This window comes from Pseudoalteromonas sp. Ld20, assembly GCF_045064175.1.
In the GTDB taxonomy this organism is placed as follows: domain Bacteria; phylum Pseudomonadota; class Gammaproteobacteria; order Enterobacterales; family Alteromonadaceae; genus Pseudoalteromonas; species Pseudoalteromonas neustonica.
This window is the reverse complement of record NZ_JBISHB010000040.1, coordinates 65,443-82,010: the sequence shown is the minus strand read 5'-3', so window position 1 is coordinate 82,010 and position 16,568 is coordinate 65,443. Positions and strand designations below refer to the sequence as shown.

The 16,568-nt window shown below is 40.3% G+C and carries 13 protein-coding genes; 6 read left to right on the top strand and 7 right to left on the bottom strand.

What is annotated here, in order from left to right:
• The first annotated feature begins 30 nt into the window (after positions 1-30).
• Entirely contained in the window at positions 31-633 is a 603-nt protein-coding gene (locus tag ACJJVX_RS15360) for a TetR/AcrR family transcriptional regulator (protein ID WP_054203530.1), read from the top strand.
• A 56-nt stretch (positions 634-689) separates the two neighbouring features.
• On the opposite strand, the gene ACJJVX_RS15355 is transcribed toward ACJJVX_RS15360, so the two are convergent.
• Together ACJJVX_RS15355 and ACJJVX_RS15350 are read right to left on the bottom strand one after the other, a co-directional pair.
• Entirely contained in the window at positions 690-1,454 is a 765-nt protein-coding gene (locus tag ACJJVX_RS15355; protein ID WP_064435484.1) for a haloacid dehalogenase type II, read from the bottom strand.
• A 4-nt stretch (positions 1,455-1,458) separates the two neighbouring features.
• Positions 1,459-2,106, bottom strand: a complete 648-nt coding sequence (locus ACJJVX_RS15350; RefSeq protein ID WP_054203532.1) for a peroxiredoxin-like family protein — start codon at positions 2,104-2,106, stop codon at positions 1,459-1,461.
• Positions 2,107-2,224: 118 nt separating this feature from the next.
• On the opposite strand from ACJJVX_RS15350, the gene ACJJVX_RS15345 reads away from it, so the two are divergent.
• The 5 genes from ACJJVX_RS15345 (at position 2,225) to phnW (ending at position 9,159) form a co-directional block, all read left to right on the top strand.
• Positions 2,225-3,103: a LysR family transcriptional regulator gene (locus ACJJVX_RS15345; protein ID WP_054453388.1), complete on the top strand. Its 879-nt coding sequence runs from the start codon at positions 2,225-2,227 to the stop codon at positions 3,101-3,103.
• 138 nt (positions 3,104-3,241) lie between these two features.
• Positions 3,242-3,799, top strand: coding sequence for a sigma-70 family RNA polymerase sigma factor (locus ACJJVX_RS15340; RefSeq protein ID WP_054203534.1), 558 nt, complete (start codon positions 3,242-3,244; stop codon positions 3,797-3,799).
• A complete protein-coding gene (locus tag ACJJVX_RS15335) occupies positions 3,796-4,872 on the top strand; it encodes a FecR family protein (RefSeq protein WP_054453390.1) in 1,077 nt (358 codons plus the stop codon). Before ACJJVX_RS15340 ends, ACJJVX_RS15335 begins: the two co-directional genes overlap by 4 nt.
• 42 nt (positions 4,873-4,914) lie before the next feature.
• Positions 4,915-7,911, top strand: a complete 2,997-nt coding sequence (locus tag ACJJVX_RS15330) for a TonB-dependent receptor plug domain-containing protein (RefSeq protein WP_405632243.1) — start codon at positions 4,915-4,917, stop codon at positions 7,909-7,911.
• A gap of 144 nt (positions 7,912-8,055) precedes the next feature.
• Positions 8,056-9,159, top strand: coding sequence for a 2-aminoethylphosphonate--pyruvate transaminase (phnW, locus tag ACJJVX_RS15325; protein WP_405632241.1), 1,104 nt, complete (start codon positions 8,056-8,058; stop codon positions 9,157-9,159).
• A 34-nt stretch (positions 9,160-9,193) separates the two neighbouring features.
• On the opposite strand, the gene ACJJVX_RS15320 is transcribed toward phnW, so the two are convergent.
• The 5 genes from ACJJVX_RS15320 to ACJJVX_RS15300 all read right to left on the bottom strand — a co-directional run bounded on the left by ACJJVX_RS15320 (position 9,194) and on the right by ACJJVX_RS15300 (position 16,502).
• Positions 9,194-9,898 (bottom strand): GntR family transcriptional regulator, encoded by a 705-nt coding sequence (locus ACJJVX_RS15320; protein ID WP_405632238.1) that lies wholly within the window; start codon positions 9,896-9,898, stop codon positions 9,194-9,196.
• A 213-nt stretch (positions 9,899-10,111) separates the two neighbouring features.
• On the bottom strand, positions 10,112-11,512 hold the full coding sequence (locus ACJJVX_RS15315; protein ID WP_054453397.1) for an FAD-dependent oxidoreductase: 1,401 nt from the start codon (positions 11,510-11,512) through the stop codon (positions 10,112-10,114).
• A complete protein-coding gene (phnX, locus tag ACJJVX_RS15310) occupies positions 11,512-12,321 on the bottom strand; it encodes a phosphonoacetaldehyde hydrolase (protein WP_054203539.1) in 810 nt (269 codons plus the stop codon). The genes ACJJVX_RS15315 and phnX overlap by 1 nt, the downstream gene beginning before the upstream one ends.
• Before the next feature lie 8 nt (positions 12,322-12,329).
• Positions 12,330-13,640 carry a DUF5690 family protein gene (locus tag ACJJVX_RS15305; RefSeq protein ID WP_054453398.1) on the bottom strand — a complete coding sequence of 437 codons (1,311 nt, stop codon included), beginning with the start codon at positions 13,638-13,640 and terminating at the stop codon, positions 12,330-12,332.
• Between the two features lie 45 nt (positions 13,641-13,685).
• Entirely contained in the window at positions 13,686-16,502 is a 2,817-nt protein-coding gene (locus ACJJVX_RS15300) for a TonB-dependent receptor (protein WP_405632235.1), read from the bottom strand.
• Positions 16,503-16,568 lie beyond the last annotated feature (66 nt).

Sequence of the window (16,568 nt, the reverse complement as noted above, 5' to 3'; positions counted from 1 at the left end):
TACAATGTTTGTATTGATATTGGGGGCATTATGGAATCGAGTAATAACAAACAAAATGATGTGCTATGTGCTGCGATACATGAATTTGCGCGCCGTGGGTTAGCGGGTACTACGATGGAAGCCATCGCTAAAAAAGCCACTGTATCTAAGCGTACGCTTTATAAGCACTATGCAAACAAGCAAGCACTATTTGATGAAGTTGTATCATTACTTTTAGCACGCATTGCACAATTACAGAGTTACCAATACTTAAAAGACATACCAATTTATGATCAGTTAAAAGATTTGGCAAAGCTCTGTTTATCTTTGGGCAATGATGAAGATTACCTAACATTGTCACGTATTGTGATTATTGAATCTATGCGAGATAAAGAGCAAGCAGCTCGCCTTGAAGTAAAGTTTTTAGACTGTGAAAAAGGCCTACTAACGTGGTTTGAACAAGCTCAAAGCGCGGGTGTACTTAATGATGTACCTGCTGATATTGCCGCTGCATTTTTTTATGGTGGTTTAAAAAAAATGGCGTATTGGGAGCAAGTGATTAAATGGAAGCCCGCTTTAGATGAAGCGCGCTTAGAGCAGCTTGTGGATTTAACATCGCGCTTTTTTATCAGTGGCATCAAGCTTGAAAAGTAAAAACTTGATGCTGGGTATCAACTGATTGCCCTAGGATTAATTAAAGACTGACGTTATTATTTAAGTAACGCTACTAACTCAGTTAAATCATTCACCTTGTAGTCAGGTGTTTTTGCAAGCGGATAGAGTGCTTTACCAGGGCGTGCTATAAATGCCGTTTGTAAGCCTGCTGCTTTTGCGCCCGCAACATCCCATCCGTGCGCGGCTACCATTAGTGCTTCTTCAGGTTTTACCTGTAATTTTTGTAACGCCCATTGATAAGCACGCAAGTCAGGTTTATAGATTTTAATATCTTCAATGCTGTAGCGCGCTGCAAAAAAGTCGGTTAAACCGGCACTTTCAAATTGTGTTTTAACCCCGTTATTTGATGAATTAGTTAAACTAACTAATTTATAACCACGATCTTTGAGTATTTGCAGTGCTGCTTTTACATCCGAGTGAGCCGGAAGACTCAGTAGTGGTGTAACAATCGCTGTTTTTGCTTGCTCAACATTGAGTTTAATCGCGTTATTTTGCGCAACCATTAGCAGCGATGCCACACCAATTTTTCCAAAGTCTTGATAGTCACCAATTGCCGTACTTACCAAAGAGTGATGCAACATAGTTGAAAACCATAATGGTAGTAAGTCTTCTCGCCCGCCCAACGCAGCCCCAATAGATGTTCGCATAGATTCAAGATCGAGCAGGGTTTCATTTACATCAAAAATAATTACTTTTGGTTGCGCTAATGTCTTTTCAGCTGCCATAAGATCGCCTCCTATAAATTGACAAGCTACAAGTAAGCTTAATGTTAGCGTTTTAAGTTGTTTAAACAACACCATAATATTAACAGTCCTGTTGTAGTGCATTTAAAATAGCACAGGGCTCTGCGCGTAATGTGTAATCACTATTAACAAAAGCATAAATCACATGACCTTTTTGGTTAATGATATAGGTGGCAGGTAGAGGGAGTTGATAGCTATTGTCTCCATTGGCAGCAGGGATATCTAAACCAAATTGTGCATAAATAGGTTTTAATCGCTCATCTAATGTAAACACTAAACCTAATTGCCTAGCAACTTTGTTACTCGTATCAGAGAGTACATTAAAGGCTAATTCATTCTTTTCAAAAGTTGATAATGATGCATCAGGGAGCTGTGGCGATATCGCAATCAGCTGAGCATTTACGGCTTTAAACTCAGGAAGCATCTCGTTGAGGGCTTTAAGTTCTAAATTACAGTACGGGCACCAGCCACCGCGATAAAAATTAATAATGACGGGGCCTTGCTCTAATAGCGTAGATAGAGTGACGGGTTCATTAAGGTGATTATTTAACGTAAAATCATTTATTGACTGGTTTAGTTTTAATGCATTAAATTCAATATGCTGTGCAATTAAATCTTCAGTGGTAGCATCCATAAGTGCGAGAATGTCGCTAGGCACTTTAGCAATTTTGGCTAGGTTGTAGTCGTCTATTTGTGCTTTTAAAGTCATGATTAGTTTTCCTGTTTATCATTTAATATAAGCGAGTATAGTGTTTGGTTTAATTAAATAAACACTACAAAAACGAAAGCTTAATTCGAAAAATTCAAACGCTTTAAAAGGGTTGGTTATGTACAGCATTAGTGATTTAGAAACATTTATAGCGATTGTGGAAAATAAAGGTGTGTTAGCTGGGGCAAGTGCACAAGGGCTTTCGCCTGCAACAGTGAGCCATCGGTTGGCTAAGCTTGAGCGAGAATTGTCGACGGTTTTAATATTTAGAGATAGTCGCCGTATGCGTTTATCCCCAGAAGGGAAGATATTTTACCATCGTATCGGCACCATCTTGGAAGCGCTACACGATGCGGAACATAGTATCGGTGCTCGAGGTTCTTCTGTTAGCGGTTTGCTCAGGGTGACTATGCCTCCTTGGGTCTTTTCGAAGTTTGTAATGCCCAAATTAAGCGAGTTTGAAGAACGTTACCCTGATTTACAGTTAGATTTTTTAATTTCTGATAACTTCGTAAATGTTGTTGATGATGCTCAGGATATTGCTATCCGAGTTGGAAAACTGAATGATTCAGGGTTACTTTCGCGCAAAGTAGTAAATAATCGGCGTATTCTATGTGTAGCACCAAGCTATGTAGAAAAGCACGGCATGCCTACTAGTTTTTCGAAGTTAGTCAATCATTATTGGGTCTGTTTACCTTGGCAGCGTCAATTAAAGTTACTAAATGAACAACAGGAAATTGTAAATTTGAATGCCAAAACACGGTTTACGATTTCTAATTCTGACAATATGACACAAGCCGCGATTGCTGGACATGGCATTGCCATAAAGTCAAAATTAGCTATCGCAGAAGAGTTACAAAGTGGTGCATTAGTAGAGGTGTTACCCGGTATTTTGGCTGACGATGATGCACCTGTATGGTTTTTAAAACCGCAAAATAGTTTAACAACGCAAAAAACAGAAGTTTTCTATGCTTTTATGAAGTCGATATTTGAATAATAACGCTCTGATTAAAGCGATTGTATTTAATTTGTTACTTTTTTGCACCCATAATAACGACAATTTAACAATTAACCTTGTAATTGGCGCTAAAACTCGTAGTCTTAGCGTATTCATATTAACAAGGGGCAGTTAAGGATGACGCGAGGAACAAAAGTAACGACTACATTTATTGAATTGTCTGCACAACTACGACGATTTGTATCACGAATAGTACTACCTGACGATGTTGAAGATATCGTACAAGAAACCTTTGTTAAAAGTTATGAAGCCGATTTAAAGCAAGATATAAAATATACTCACAGTTATATGCTAAAAACGGCAAAAAATTTGGCGCTTAATCACATTGCGAAATGGGATAACCAATATAATGATTCTCTTGATAGCAGTGATGATTATCAGCAAAATTTATCATCGATGCAGTTAGAAGATGAAGTTACATCTAAAGAGCGATTCTTACTTTTTTGCAGAGCAACAGAGCAATTAAGTCAACCAGTACGTAAATGTTTTATATTAAAAAAAGTCTATGGCATGAGCCAAAAAGAAATTGCTGCGCAAATGAATTTAAGTGAAAGTACTGTTGAAAAGCACATTGCTAAAGGGTTACTAAAAGCAATGCAATACATGCAGCAGCAAGAACATCCTTCAGAGTCTGTCGCCGATAAAGACACCCTTACCAGGAGGGTAGGAAAATGAGTAATATTCATCAATTTTCATCAAAAGACGCAATTCAAGCCAAAGCAAGCCGCTGGATAAGTGCTATGGATCGTGGTTTGTCGGATACTGAACGTGCCGCATTCCAAGTATGGGTAAAGGAAAGTAAAGCACACCAAGACGCTGTATTTGAGCTTGCCCAATTGTGGGATGAGTTGAGTGTATTGAATGAATTGAGTAGTCTGTTTCCTAATAAACAAGTGCCTTCACAGCACAGTGCACCGCGTTTTAGTTTTTCTGTGGCTGCGAGTATCTTTGCTGCTATGTTGGTTGCCAGTTTTATGTTTATCGGCATTGAGCATTGGCCTAGCGCTCCACAAGAGCAGGCTAAATATAGCAAAATTTATCGCACTAAAGTGGGTGAGCAAGCAACGTATGTGTTGCCCGATAGCACGATTGTTCAGCTCAATACCAATAGTTTATTAGAAGTGGCCTACACACAAAATCGCCGACAATTGATTTTAACGCGCGGTGAAGGGCGTTTTAATGTGGCAAAAGATGCATCACGACCTTTTAGTGTCATGGCGGGTGATAAATCGTTTACAGCATTAGGGACTGTCTTTAATGTACAACGCAATGCAGCTTCTGATTTAGAGTTGGTTGTAACTGAAGGCAAAGTGATGATCACAGACCCTGCGGTTGAAGTAAATGCAGAGCACTTTGTGCAATTACAAGATGCAAGTAACGACACACTTGAAGTAAAAAATATTAATGCCAGTATTGTGATCTCAGGTGAAAAAGCATTAATAAAAGAAAGTATCACAAAGCCGATTAAACAATTAACACAAGATGATGTTCAGCGAGATTTAGCATGGCAACATGGTATGCTAATTTTTAATGGAGAACCCCTGAGCGAAGCGCTGCAAGAAGTAAGTCGTTACACTGCTACGCGCTTTGAACTAACGGATCCAGCGTTAGCTTCACTTAAAGTTGCAGGTGTTTTTAAAGCGGGTGATATTGCTGGTTTACTTGATAGCCTTAAATTAAATTTAGCCATTGATCATGAACGATTAGGTGAACATATTGTTAGCCTAAAACATAGCAATAACAGCTAAGCATGCCTACTTACTTGTTTAAATAAAGTGTTGTAAGTTACGATGGTAAAACTAAAAAGTAAAAAAATAATCAATAAAAAGATAAAATTACGTAGCGGATTTTTCTTCCTCAACTGTTTGTATAAGTTGCGCAGTAACCAAACATACACCCATTGTGGTCTATCAGTATTTGCATCGATAGCATTGAGTTTCAATGTACACGCAAATACTGTCCAGTCACAGATGGTGCAATTTGATATAAAAGCGCAGCGAGCAGATCTAGCACTGATTGACTTTGCAAAACAGACAGAACAAACCGTGGTTTTTTCATTTGAACTGGCAAAGCAGTACCAAGCCCAATCAGTATTTGGTTATTACACTCAGTTAGATGCATTAAATACAATGTTGCAAAATACTGAGCTCGATGCGGTTGTTGATCAAAATGGTTTACTGAGTATAAAACTCAAACAAATCAACAGGAATGATAACAACATGATGAAGCTTTCAGGGGTCAGTGCAGCTGTATTACCACTTTTAATGGCAGCTAACAGCCAAGCCGTTAATGCACAAGAAGAAACAGCAAAAGAAAACATCGAAAAAATAGCCATTGTCGGCAGCCGTGTAGCGGGCCGTTCAGTTGAAGATTTACCTGTTCCAGTTGATATTTTAAGTGCCGAAGCGCTTGAAAACACAGGCCAAACCGAAGTTGGCCGTATGTTACAGTCTATTGCCCCTTCATTTAACTTTTCAAGCTCGTCAATTAGTGATGGTACCGATGCATTACGCCCTGCGACATTGCGTGGTTTAGGTCCAGACCAAACACTCGTCCTGATCAATGGTAAGCGTCGCCATCAAGCGAGTATTATTCACATCAACACTTCAGTGGGGCGTGGAACTGCGGGTACAGATATGAACGCGATCCCAGCTTCAGCGATTAAACGTATTGAAGTCTTACGTGATGGTGCGGCCGCACAATATGGCTCTGATGCAATCGCGGGTGTAATTAATATTGTTTTAAAAGATGCCGATGATGGTGGTAAAGCGGCCATTAATTATGGTCAATATTCTGAAGGGGATGGCGAAACCGTCAATCTTGATTTTAATAAAGGGTTTGCATTAGGTGATGAAGGGTATGTAAACGTGACTCTTAATTACAGAGACCGCGCCCCGACTAACCGCGCCGGCTTGCATGGTTCTTGCCAATTTTATGGTTGTAAAGAACTAAGCAAAGGCGTATTTTTAGCCGGTGATCCACGCGAGTTAACAGCGGATCGTAATACCTTTCGAATTGGTGATGCTGATTCACAACAATTTGGTTTGACTGTCAATACCGGGTATGAACTTGGCGATGGCGAGCTTTATGGTTTTATTACTTACTCAACGCGTGATAACGAATCGGCTGCGTTTTTCCGTCATAATGCAAATGCCGTTGGTAATCCAGTATTGCAAGATAACGATGCGACAATACCGTTAGGTTTCTTACCAAAAATTAATACGACTATCGACGATATTTCGTATAACTTCGGCTATAAAACACAGTTTGATAACGACGCAAGCTTAGATTTATCCTATACCTACGGTGAAAACAGCATTGGTTACACGACGAGTGACACAATTAATGCATCTTACGCAAACTTTTTACGTTATGACCAAGGTTTAAGTGCTGCTGACATACGAGCGACGATCCCACGCGAGGCCTATGCCTATGGTATGGAGTTATCACTTCAAACAATCAATCTTGATTTTACGCAAGATTTTGATGACTACTCATTTGCAATGGGCGCCGAAATTCGTACCGATGAATTTAGAATACTGGCAGGTGATGAATATGCGTATCGGGATTACGACACAAATAACGGGGTAAGTATTTACAAGGGGTTAAGTAATGGTGTCGGCAGTGAGGACGCAGATTTTGGTACGCAAGGTTTTGGTGGTTCATCTCCAGCGTCATCTGTTGATGAGTCGCGTGATGTAATTTCATTCTATATAGACGCAGAAGCGTATGTGATAGACGATGTAATCTTATCCGGCGCACTTCGTTATGATAATTACAAAGGCTTTGGCGATACTGTTAATTTTAAATTGGCGGGTAACTGGTCAGTAACTGATGATATCTCACTTCGTGGTGCGTTGAGCTCAGGTTTTAGAGCACCGTCTATGCAGCAGTTGTATTTTAATAACGTAAGCACGCAGTTTATAGGGGATAATGGCAATTTAGTGGCTAAACAGGTCGGTACGTTTAGAAATGATTCAACCCTTGCGCAAAGTTTAGGTATTCCAAAACTAAAAGAGGAAAAATCTCAAAACCGCAGTCTTGGTATTGTTTATAATGTGACTGACAACATTAATGTAACGGTTGATTACTATTCAATTGATATTGACGACCGCATAGTTATCAGTAACCACTTAGGAGAAGGGCTTTCAGAGGAGTTAACTAAGGATTTAGTTAGCGCAGGGGTAGGCGCTGCTCAGTTATTTTTAAATGGCGCAGATACTGAAACGCGTGGTGTAGATTTTGTAACTACATGGAATACTGAAGGGCTCGGTGGCACGCTTGATTTTACACTTGCCGCTAATTTTACGAAAACAGATGTAGTGTCAATATTTACGCCTGATGGCTCTAGTTTAGAAACTGTGCCCGCAGATAGTGTATTTTCTAGTCAAGAAATTTCTATTATTGAAGAGTGGCAGCCAGAAGATCGCATTAATTTAAGTGCACTTTATAAACGTGATGATTGGACTGTTAATTTATCTCTGAATCGTTTTGGTGAATACACGGTAGAAGATGTGGATCGTCAAACCTATTCGGCGGAAATCTTAACTGACGTAAAAGTGAATTATTTTGTTACAGATAATTTATCGGTTAATATTGGGGCAAATAACTTGTTTGACGTTTACCCAGATAAAAATATTATCGGCAATACTCGTTCTGGCACAATTGTAGACGCTGAAGGTAACACAGTTATAAGTAGCCGTGGCATATTTGAGTACTCACGCCGTTCCGCTCCATTTGGCTTTAATGGTGCTTATTATTATATCGGCGCAGAATACCGTTTTTAATAAATAACTTTCCTATTGTTATTTAATATTCAAAGGGCTTAAAGGCCCTTTTTTCGCTTTGATCTGTCATAAAAATTTCACTGTTTTTTTAAGTTGAAATCTTCAATACTATCTGGACTAGGCCAGATTGAGTTGGAAATTACAATGAATGATTATTTACTACTAACCCCAGGGCCGCTAAGCACCTCTGATACAGTAAAAAAAGCGATGCTAAAGGATTGGTGTACGTGGGATGATGAATATAACCAAGGTGTAGTTCAAGCAATTCGAGCTAAGCTGGTGGCACTTGCTACGGCACATCCAGGTTACACCAGTGTGCTAATGCAAGGCAGCGGAACGGCGAGTGTGGAGTCTGCTCTTGGTAGCTTAATAAAAAGCAGTGATAAATTGTTGGTTATTAATAATGGGGCGTATGGTGAGCGAATAGGCGAAATTGCTGCCTATTTGAATATTAATACACACATTATCAATTACACCGAAACCCAACTACCGAATGTAACTGATATTGAAGCTGTTTTACTAAACGACTCTGACATTACGCATATAGCAATGGTTCACTGCGAAACAACCACGGGTATGTTAAATCCAGCCGAAGCAGTGGGGCAGTTGGCGAAAAAGCATAACAAGGTGTTTGTTTTAGATGCAATGAGCAGTTTTGGCGGGATCCCTTTCGATTTGGCCGATTGGCATGTTGATGTGATGATTAGCTCGGCAAACAAATGTATTCAAGGTGTACCAGGTTTTGGTTTTGTGATTTGCAAACAGCACATTATAGCGCAAAGTGAAGGCGTTTCACGTTCCCTTTCTTTAGATCTCTTTGCACAGTGGCACTGTATGGAGAAAAACAATGGTAAGTGGCGTTTTACTTCACCAACTCATGTTGTACGGGCTTTTTATCAGGCATTAGTCGAACTTGAAGAGGAGGGAGGGATCACAGAGCGTTATAAACGTTACAAGGAAAATCAGCATATTCTTGTCGCGGGAATGAAAAAGCTTGGTTTTTCTCCTTTATTAAATACGTCAGTGCATTCACCGATTATTACTTCGTTTTTATCACCAACAGGACAGGGTTACGATTTTAAAACGTTTTATAATACACTAAAAAATCAAGGGTTTGTGATTTATCCGGGTAAAGTGTCAGATGCGGATTGCTTTCGTATTGGTAACATTGGCCATGTATTTGCAGCCGATATGCATCGTTTGATTGACGCCGTTGCAAGTAATCTTTATTGGCAAGATACAGTATAAATTGAGCTATAAAAGCGATATTAGACGTATCGCTTTATTGGCCTTCGACAATCATTTCAATCGCATTGTGTAACCAATATTCAATATTATGATCAACCAATTTTTCTTGCTCATCAAAACGCTGACGCACTACTTTTAAGCATGGTGTACCACTGTTTTTTTCAAGCATCTCGCAGACATCGTCAGGAAGCACCGTTACGCTAATAATGCTCTGTTCTTTTACTACATTTGTTGCATACTGTTTGGCCATGATCTCGGTAATTGAGCTATTTAACGAATGCTTATTAAGACCGTCAAAGCGCTGCGCATCACAAAAAATGTCTTCAAACATGACTGCACGATTGTCTAAGCTACGCACTCGCTGCAGATGATATAGGCTCTGTGCGCTAAAAATATCGGTAAAATTAATATTATCAATTTTGTTCGCACTCACTAAACGTGTTTGTGCTGTGAAGCCTTGCTGCTTAGCAAGTTCGTAGAAGTTAACTTTTGTTGCGGGATGCCATTTTAGTTTATGTGGAGTGACAAACCAGCCTTTTCGTTTTTGACTATAAATTAATCCTTCTGCTTCTAATCGGATCAATGCCTCACGCACAGTGATACGTGTAGAGTTGAAGTGCTCTTGTAAAGCCCGCTCTGATGGCAGCTTACTGCCCGTGGCAATTTCGTCTTGCTGGAGTAGGGCGAGGATATAATTGCGAATTTCTTGAAATAAAAGCATAGTTTTTATGTTTTCCACTGATTATCCGATAGCTTAGTCGGTATTAATGACATTAATAAGATCTAATTTTTATGTGTGGGCTTTGTTGTTGCGCTACCAAGGCACATTGTGCATCGTGAGAAAGCTGCGCACAGGTCCTATCGTAGTCAGTGTTTGCGTAAGTTAGAGACAAAAACTAATTTCTACCTCTGTTGAAGTAATGATAGGAAAGTCTTGTTTAGACATTGTATATTACCTGAGTGATTGCGTGTCAACTTTTGCTGCACTACCGCTGAGTTTAGCTAAGTAGCAGTCGATTTTATGCGGTTGCAAGTTTAAATCTTCAGCCAATTCTTTACGGCGAATAGCATTACGCACAATATAGGCGCCAGTGGTTCGAATAGGCTCTATTGGGAATTGCTTAAGTGGCTGATTTACTAATCCGCAGTGTTGCCATTGTGGATTATTATTGAGCACCATAGCTGAGAGTATTTTTGCGCCTAAATAAGACTGAACAATACCATTACCAGAATAACCACCAGCATAAAGCACGTGTGGGTGTGCGTTTAAATGTCCAAAAAAAGGAAAGCCAGTGGCACTTCTGTCAGATGGCCCAGTCCATGTGCGTTCGATAGGCAGTTCATGCCCTTTGAAAAAATGAGCTAATGAGCTATCAAGTAATTTTTTATAGTGACTTGGTTGATCAAATTTGGGATGTACTTTATTGCCATAACTGAAAAAATTTCCACCTTTGCCAAGCATTAAACGCCCATCTAAGGTGCTGCGGTAATAGTTAACAAAAGTACGAGAATCAATAATTGCACTACCATGATTTAACTTGAGTTGCTCGAGTACATCAGGTATTGGTTTGGTGATGATCATGTCACTTGAAACCAAGACTACTGAGCGAGAAAACTTGTTTTGTAAAGTGGGTAGCCACGCATTAACAGCAAAGATAAGGGTATTACAAACTAACGCCCCTTGATTGGTGGTGACATTTATTGGCTCATGGTCATGATGCTGTATATAACGACAATGCTCAATAACATCAACCCCCATTCGTTGGGCAACACGCTTAAGCCCTCTGACTAATTTTGCTGGTTGGATACTGCCGCCATGAGCAGAAAAATGAGCATGCAAATTTTGTTTTGAGCCTGTTTGTAATAGTTGCTCAGCAGTGCACTTTTGCCAAGAATTGAGGTTAAATTGATCTAAACAATCCAAAGCGTTATCAAGCAAGCCCAGTTGTGCACGGTTAGAGGCGGTATAAAAACATCCGTCAATTCTGCAGTCACAGTCAATACCTTGTTCTTTTGTGAATGCGTTTATTTCATGCACGGCTAGTTCAGATTGCTTAACTAAAAATAGCGCGTTATCTAAACCAACAAGCTTAATTAGGCTAGGAAGCTTTGTTGACCAGGTTAGCATTGCACCACCATTTCGCCCAGATGCACCTTGGCCGCATAATCCTTGCTCAATAATGGTTACTTTTTTTGTAGGGTGTTGTTGCTTTATATTGATTGCAGTCCAAAGACCGGTGAACCCGCCACCAATAACGCATACATCAGTGTGATGCCCTTGGGGTAATAAATGAAAAGGCGCAGCGGCCTCCTCATTTATAGCGCTATCAAACCAAAAAGGTTGATATGTCATTAAGGGCGCTCTCCACGTGCAAGTCTTGCTTCAATTTGCATAAGGATAGGCTCAATATCAGCGAGTGAATCAATCACGTAATGTGCGCCACTGTAATAAAGTTGCTGGTAGGCTGTACGGGTAAGTTCATCTTGTTCGGTTTGTGAACATGCTTGCCATTGTGACTCTGTTAGGCCCACTGCATTGCCTGTTAATGCAACGCCGACTGTCCACATTCCGGCGTTTAAGCCTTCTGCAATTCCAGGTGCTGAGTCATCGACTTTAACGCAATGTGCGACATTGCTGATCCCCAATACATTTACATTTTCAAGGGCCATCCAAGGACCTGGGCGAGATCCTGCTGATAATTCATCGCTGCCCACGCTGTGATCGGGTTTATAACCATATTCAGCCGCCGCAACTTCTAATATATCCATAACTTGGCGAGGATAACCTGAGCAACTGCCTATTTTCAAACCTTGTTGCTTTAAGCGATTTAACACCGGTAATACCCCTGCAATTGGCATTGCTCGCTCAGCGACTTTGGCTTTTTGTAATGGCATAAAAGTCTCGTAAATATGATCAATTTGGTCATTACTCATAGGCGCACCAAACTGCGTTTGCCAACGCGCTTTAATATCAGCAAGTGATCCTAATGTTGCGATGTGATCCCATTTACCCATGCCCATTGGAATGCGCGCTTCTTGTAAACTGATTTCGAAATTAAACGCGGTTTTAAATGCTTCAACAAAAATGGTGGTTGGAGCAACTGAGCCATGATCAACAACCGTGCCGGCCCAATCTAAAATGAGTGCTTCTAACTTTGTCATAATGTTCCTTAAATATTTATAGAGGCCAATGTTGGCGCAGATGTTTTTTGTGTAGATAAACGAATTGAAAAGTAACTTAATGAGCACAGTACTAAAAAGCCAGCCACAGTGCCGACCCAGTAACTGGCGGTAATAAAGAAGTTCAGCCAACTGATTTCAGGCATTACAAAGGTACGATAGAGTAAAATGCCCACAGAGCCTAAATAGCCAGCAGAGTCGGCTAGATATATTAAAAACCCTGCGTTAGCTGTTGAACCAACGGCAGAAATCATTCGATCAAATAAGAAGCAGTTATAGGGAATGTAGCTAATATAAAGGCCTGCACCGAGTAACACCATCCAAGCTTTGGCGCTAAGTAATTGGCTTTCAAAAGCCAAAGTGCTGCTTATAAGTAAGCAAGCGCCAAATAATATAAATGCATGATTAACGTAAAATGCGGTTTTATTATTTTTCACCAGTACCATTGCGCCCAAAGCGATTAGTACGATGAGTGCCATACGGATCCCCGCATAAGCAAAAATAGCAGGCTCTTGCCCGTACCCCAGTGCTTGCCATATTTCCGCTGCAAAGTTGTCACGAAAATCACGAAAGCCTGTAAAGAGTAAAAAGCTCAATATCAAAGCGCTGATACCAAACCAATAACGTTTAAAAAACTGCCAGCGTGCTTTGGCATCCATAGGTAAGCGCTGTTGACGGGCTTGCTGATCTGCCAAGGTTGGATCAGGTAATAATGTTAAACATTTAACACTCAGTAATAGTATCGGCAAAAAAAGCGCGCCGGTTGCAGCAGGCATCCACAGTTCAGGTACATTTAAAGTGTCAATTAGCCATTTGCCAACACTTCTGACTAAACCAGAGGCGAGAATAAAGGTAACACTGAGCACCGCACCAAGAATTTCAGAGGTGCGCCTGCCTTCTAAAAAACTAAACACAATTCCCCAAATCATGCCAAGCGATAAACCGTTAAAAAACAGCCAGACAATATTAAAACCAACCGGTGTGATGGCAAATAAAATCAGCGATAATTCGGCACCCGCGATCATGGCAATGATCGCTAGACCGCGTTGTTGGTGACGCATTTCTGCAATGACCTTAACGCCTATAAACTTAGCGCATAGATAGCCTAAAACTTGTGAAAGAATTAAAGCTATTTTAAAGCTGACTTGCCAGCTCGGATCGTCAAACTCGGTATAACTATTTGCAGTAAAGGGCTTTCGAAAAGCGTACATACAAAAGTAAGTCATAAACGCAGAGCTGGCGGCGAATAAAACAAAGCCAATACCGTGAGCACGTTTTAGCCATTGTGGTTGAGTAAACATAAAGCAATCCTTTGCGGGGCACAGCCCCGCACAACATAGAAGTGATCAGAATTGGTAATTAATGCCAATCATGCCACGCACACCGTAATATTCGACTTGCAGAGGGCGACTCTCATCGCCTAAGTAATATTTAAGTGGCTCGTTAGTTAGATTGTTTAACTCTAAATAAACTAATGCATTATCGTTAAGCTGATATGACGTAGTAAAATCAACACTGGTGTTATCGCCATAATAGCTATCAGACTGTGAGTTGCTGCCATGCTCTTCGATATATTCGCCTTTATAGTTAAGCGCAATTCGCGCAGCAAAAAATGAATCATCGTAGTACAAGGTAAAGTTATATAAGTTATCGGCTTGGCGTGAAATCGCGACCTTGTCGGTTCTGCCTGGGATGCTCATTTGTGAATCCATAAATGTAGCATTGACCATAACGCCCACACTTTCCAAAGCAGGATTAATAAAGGCTAAGTCACGATTAAAAGCCATTTCAACTCCAGCAAGCCACGCGCTATCCCCATTTTCTGGGCGAATAATATTGACGCTACTTTTGTTGCCAAACTTACCCATTGAACTACTTTGAAAAATAGGGTCGCTGATATCTTTGTAGAACACCCCCGCAGAAATTAAACCGACTCTTTCAAAAAAGTACTCAGCCATAAAGTCGAGATTATTTGAATAAGTAGGATCAAGTTCTGGATTACCAGTAACAAGTTCGTTTTCTGCTTCTAAATAAGTTGCGCCAGGGGTAAGGGAGCCAAAATCAGGACGAGAAAATGAGCGAGTTAACGCTAAGCGATAGTTTGTTTGCTCATCAAAATGATAGGTAAGGTGCAATGCTGGTAACACAGAGAGATAATCGTTACTTGCGCTGCTAGGGATGACTTTATCCTCGTCAGCTAAATACAGGTAACCGTCAACTTTCGTATCGGTTTGTGTTAATCGTAATCCTCCTAACATTTCCCACTGGCTATTAAAAGTATAAGTTGCCATTGCGTATAACGATGCGTGCTGTTCACTCACATCAAAATTACGACCAAGTGCACCGCCATTTTCGACTAAAGCAGACTCGCTTTTATCAAGTACAAATTTTTCTTTATTTTTATTCCAAAATTGTGCCAAAGCATCAGTAGCGGCAACCTGCGAAAATTGACTTTGATAGTCAATATTTAGCTCATTTAAGTAGTCATTTCTGCCTGGTTGATCTGACAAACTAAAGTCACTTAATGTAGGTGCTACGCCATACTGAGCTTCATCCCATGCGTAAAACTCATCACTAAAACGCGCTACGCGTTCTTTATCACGATATTTAGCACCTACTTTTAATATTAAATCGCTGTCTAGTTGCCATTCAAAATCTGTGCTGGCGACAATTTTATCTTTTTCGTTAACGAATACTTTATAAAGCTCTACCCAAGAGAGCTTTGCTTTACTGGGATCGAATGAAAACCCATTGGGTAAGTGATTACTGATTGCATTCCAAGGATCGCTGCCGTTATCAACCGTGTTATAGGCATAATTTTTACCCGTTCCACGGTCTTCTAGCCCTTGATAGCCGACATCTTTTTGATCAAATCGCACGACAAAATAGCTGTTGTCATCGGTATTAGGCGTATCACCATAACGAAACTCGTTTTCGTAACTAGAGAGTTTCCATGAAAGGGTTTTGTCGTAACCGAAGTAGTGCTCACCGGCAATCTCGAAACCGGTCATTTCAGTAATTAATTCATTTCGGATATGTTGTACTTCTGCGCGGTTTTTATCAAAGCGCATGCGATGTTTGTAATGCGTTTCATCATCTATTAGTGTGCCATACATAGCTGTAGCACTTAAAGTTCCTTGCTCTAACTGATATTCAATAGCACCATTAAGGCCATAGGTTTCGCGTGTACCCGTGTAATCACGTAGCTCTAATCGATAAATACCTAAGCCGTCATTACCGCGACGAGGTTCATAGTTATCAGTGGCCCAATCTCGTTGCCAAGCGGTCGCATTAATTAAGAACCCTAACTTGTCATCAAGGAGTCTATCTCCGTAAAGCACATTAGCGGAGTAATTTGTACCATCAGCTAATTCATTTTGGCCAATAGCAAGATTGGTATTAAATACAAAATCATCGGGTGCTTTTTTGGTTACAAAGTTTACGTTGCCGCCAATCGCATCGCCTTCAATATCAGGTGTAAGCGCTTTAGATACTTCGACAAACTCGATGAGTTCACTAGGGAAAAAGTCAAATGCAGTGGCGCGGCTGGTGGTTTCTTCCTCGGCGGTAGGTAAACGATCGCCATTTATACTTGCAGAGCTCCACTGTGCTGGTAAACCGCGAACGGCAACAAAGCGACCTTCGCCTTGATCTCGCTCAATTGATACACCTGGGATACGTTGCACAGCCTCAGCAGCATTTCGGTCGGGGAGTTTACCAATCCCATCTGCAGAGATTATATTTTTAATGCTTTTAGCATTTTTTTGGTTATTTGCAGCGGCCATTTCACCACGTTGAATGTGTCCTACGGCAATAATTTCTTCAATAGCATTATCGTTTGTTACTGCGAAGAGGGTGATTGGTTTTAGTTTTTTTACCTCATCTTCTGCAATATTTATATCAATTAAATAAGGTTGATACCCTAAGTAAGATACTTTTAATTGATAACTACCCGCATCAAGCTTAGGTAGTTCAAATTGGCCTTGATAGTTGGTAACCGTACTTTTATCAGTGCCTACAATGCTAATTAACGCACCTGATAAATGTGTTTTTTTATCTTTAATTGTACCTACAAATGTTGCGTTTTGAGCAACTGTATTATGGGTAACAAGTAATGCACTGGTACTTAGTAATATTGCCGTTGCTATTGCATGTCGTTTCATTATTAGTTCAGCCTCAAGTTTAAAATATCTGGTCTAGACCAGCCTTGTTAAAGCTAATAATAAACG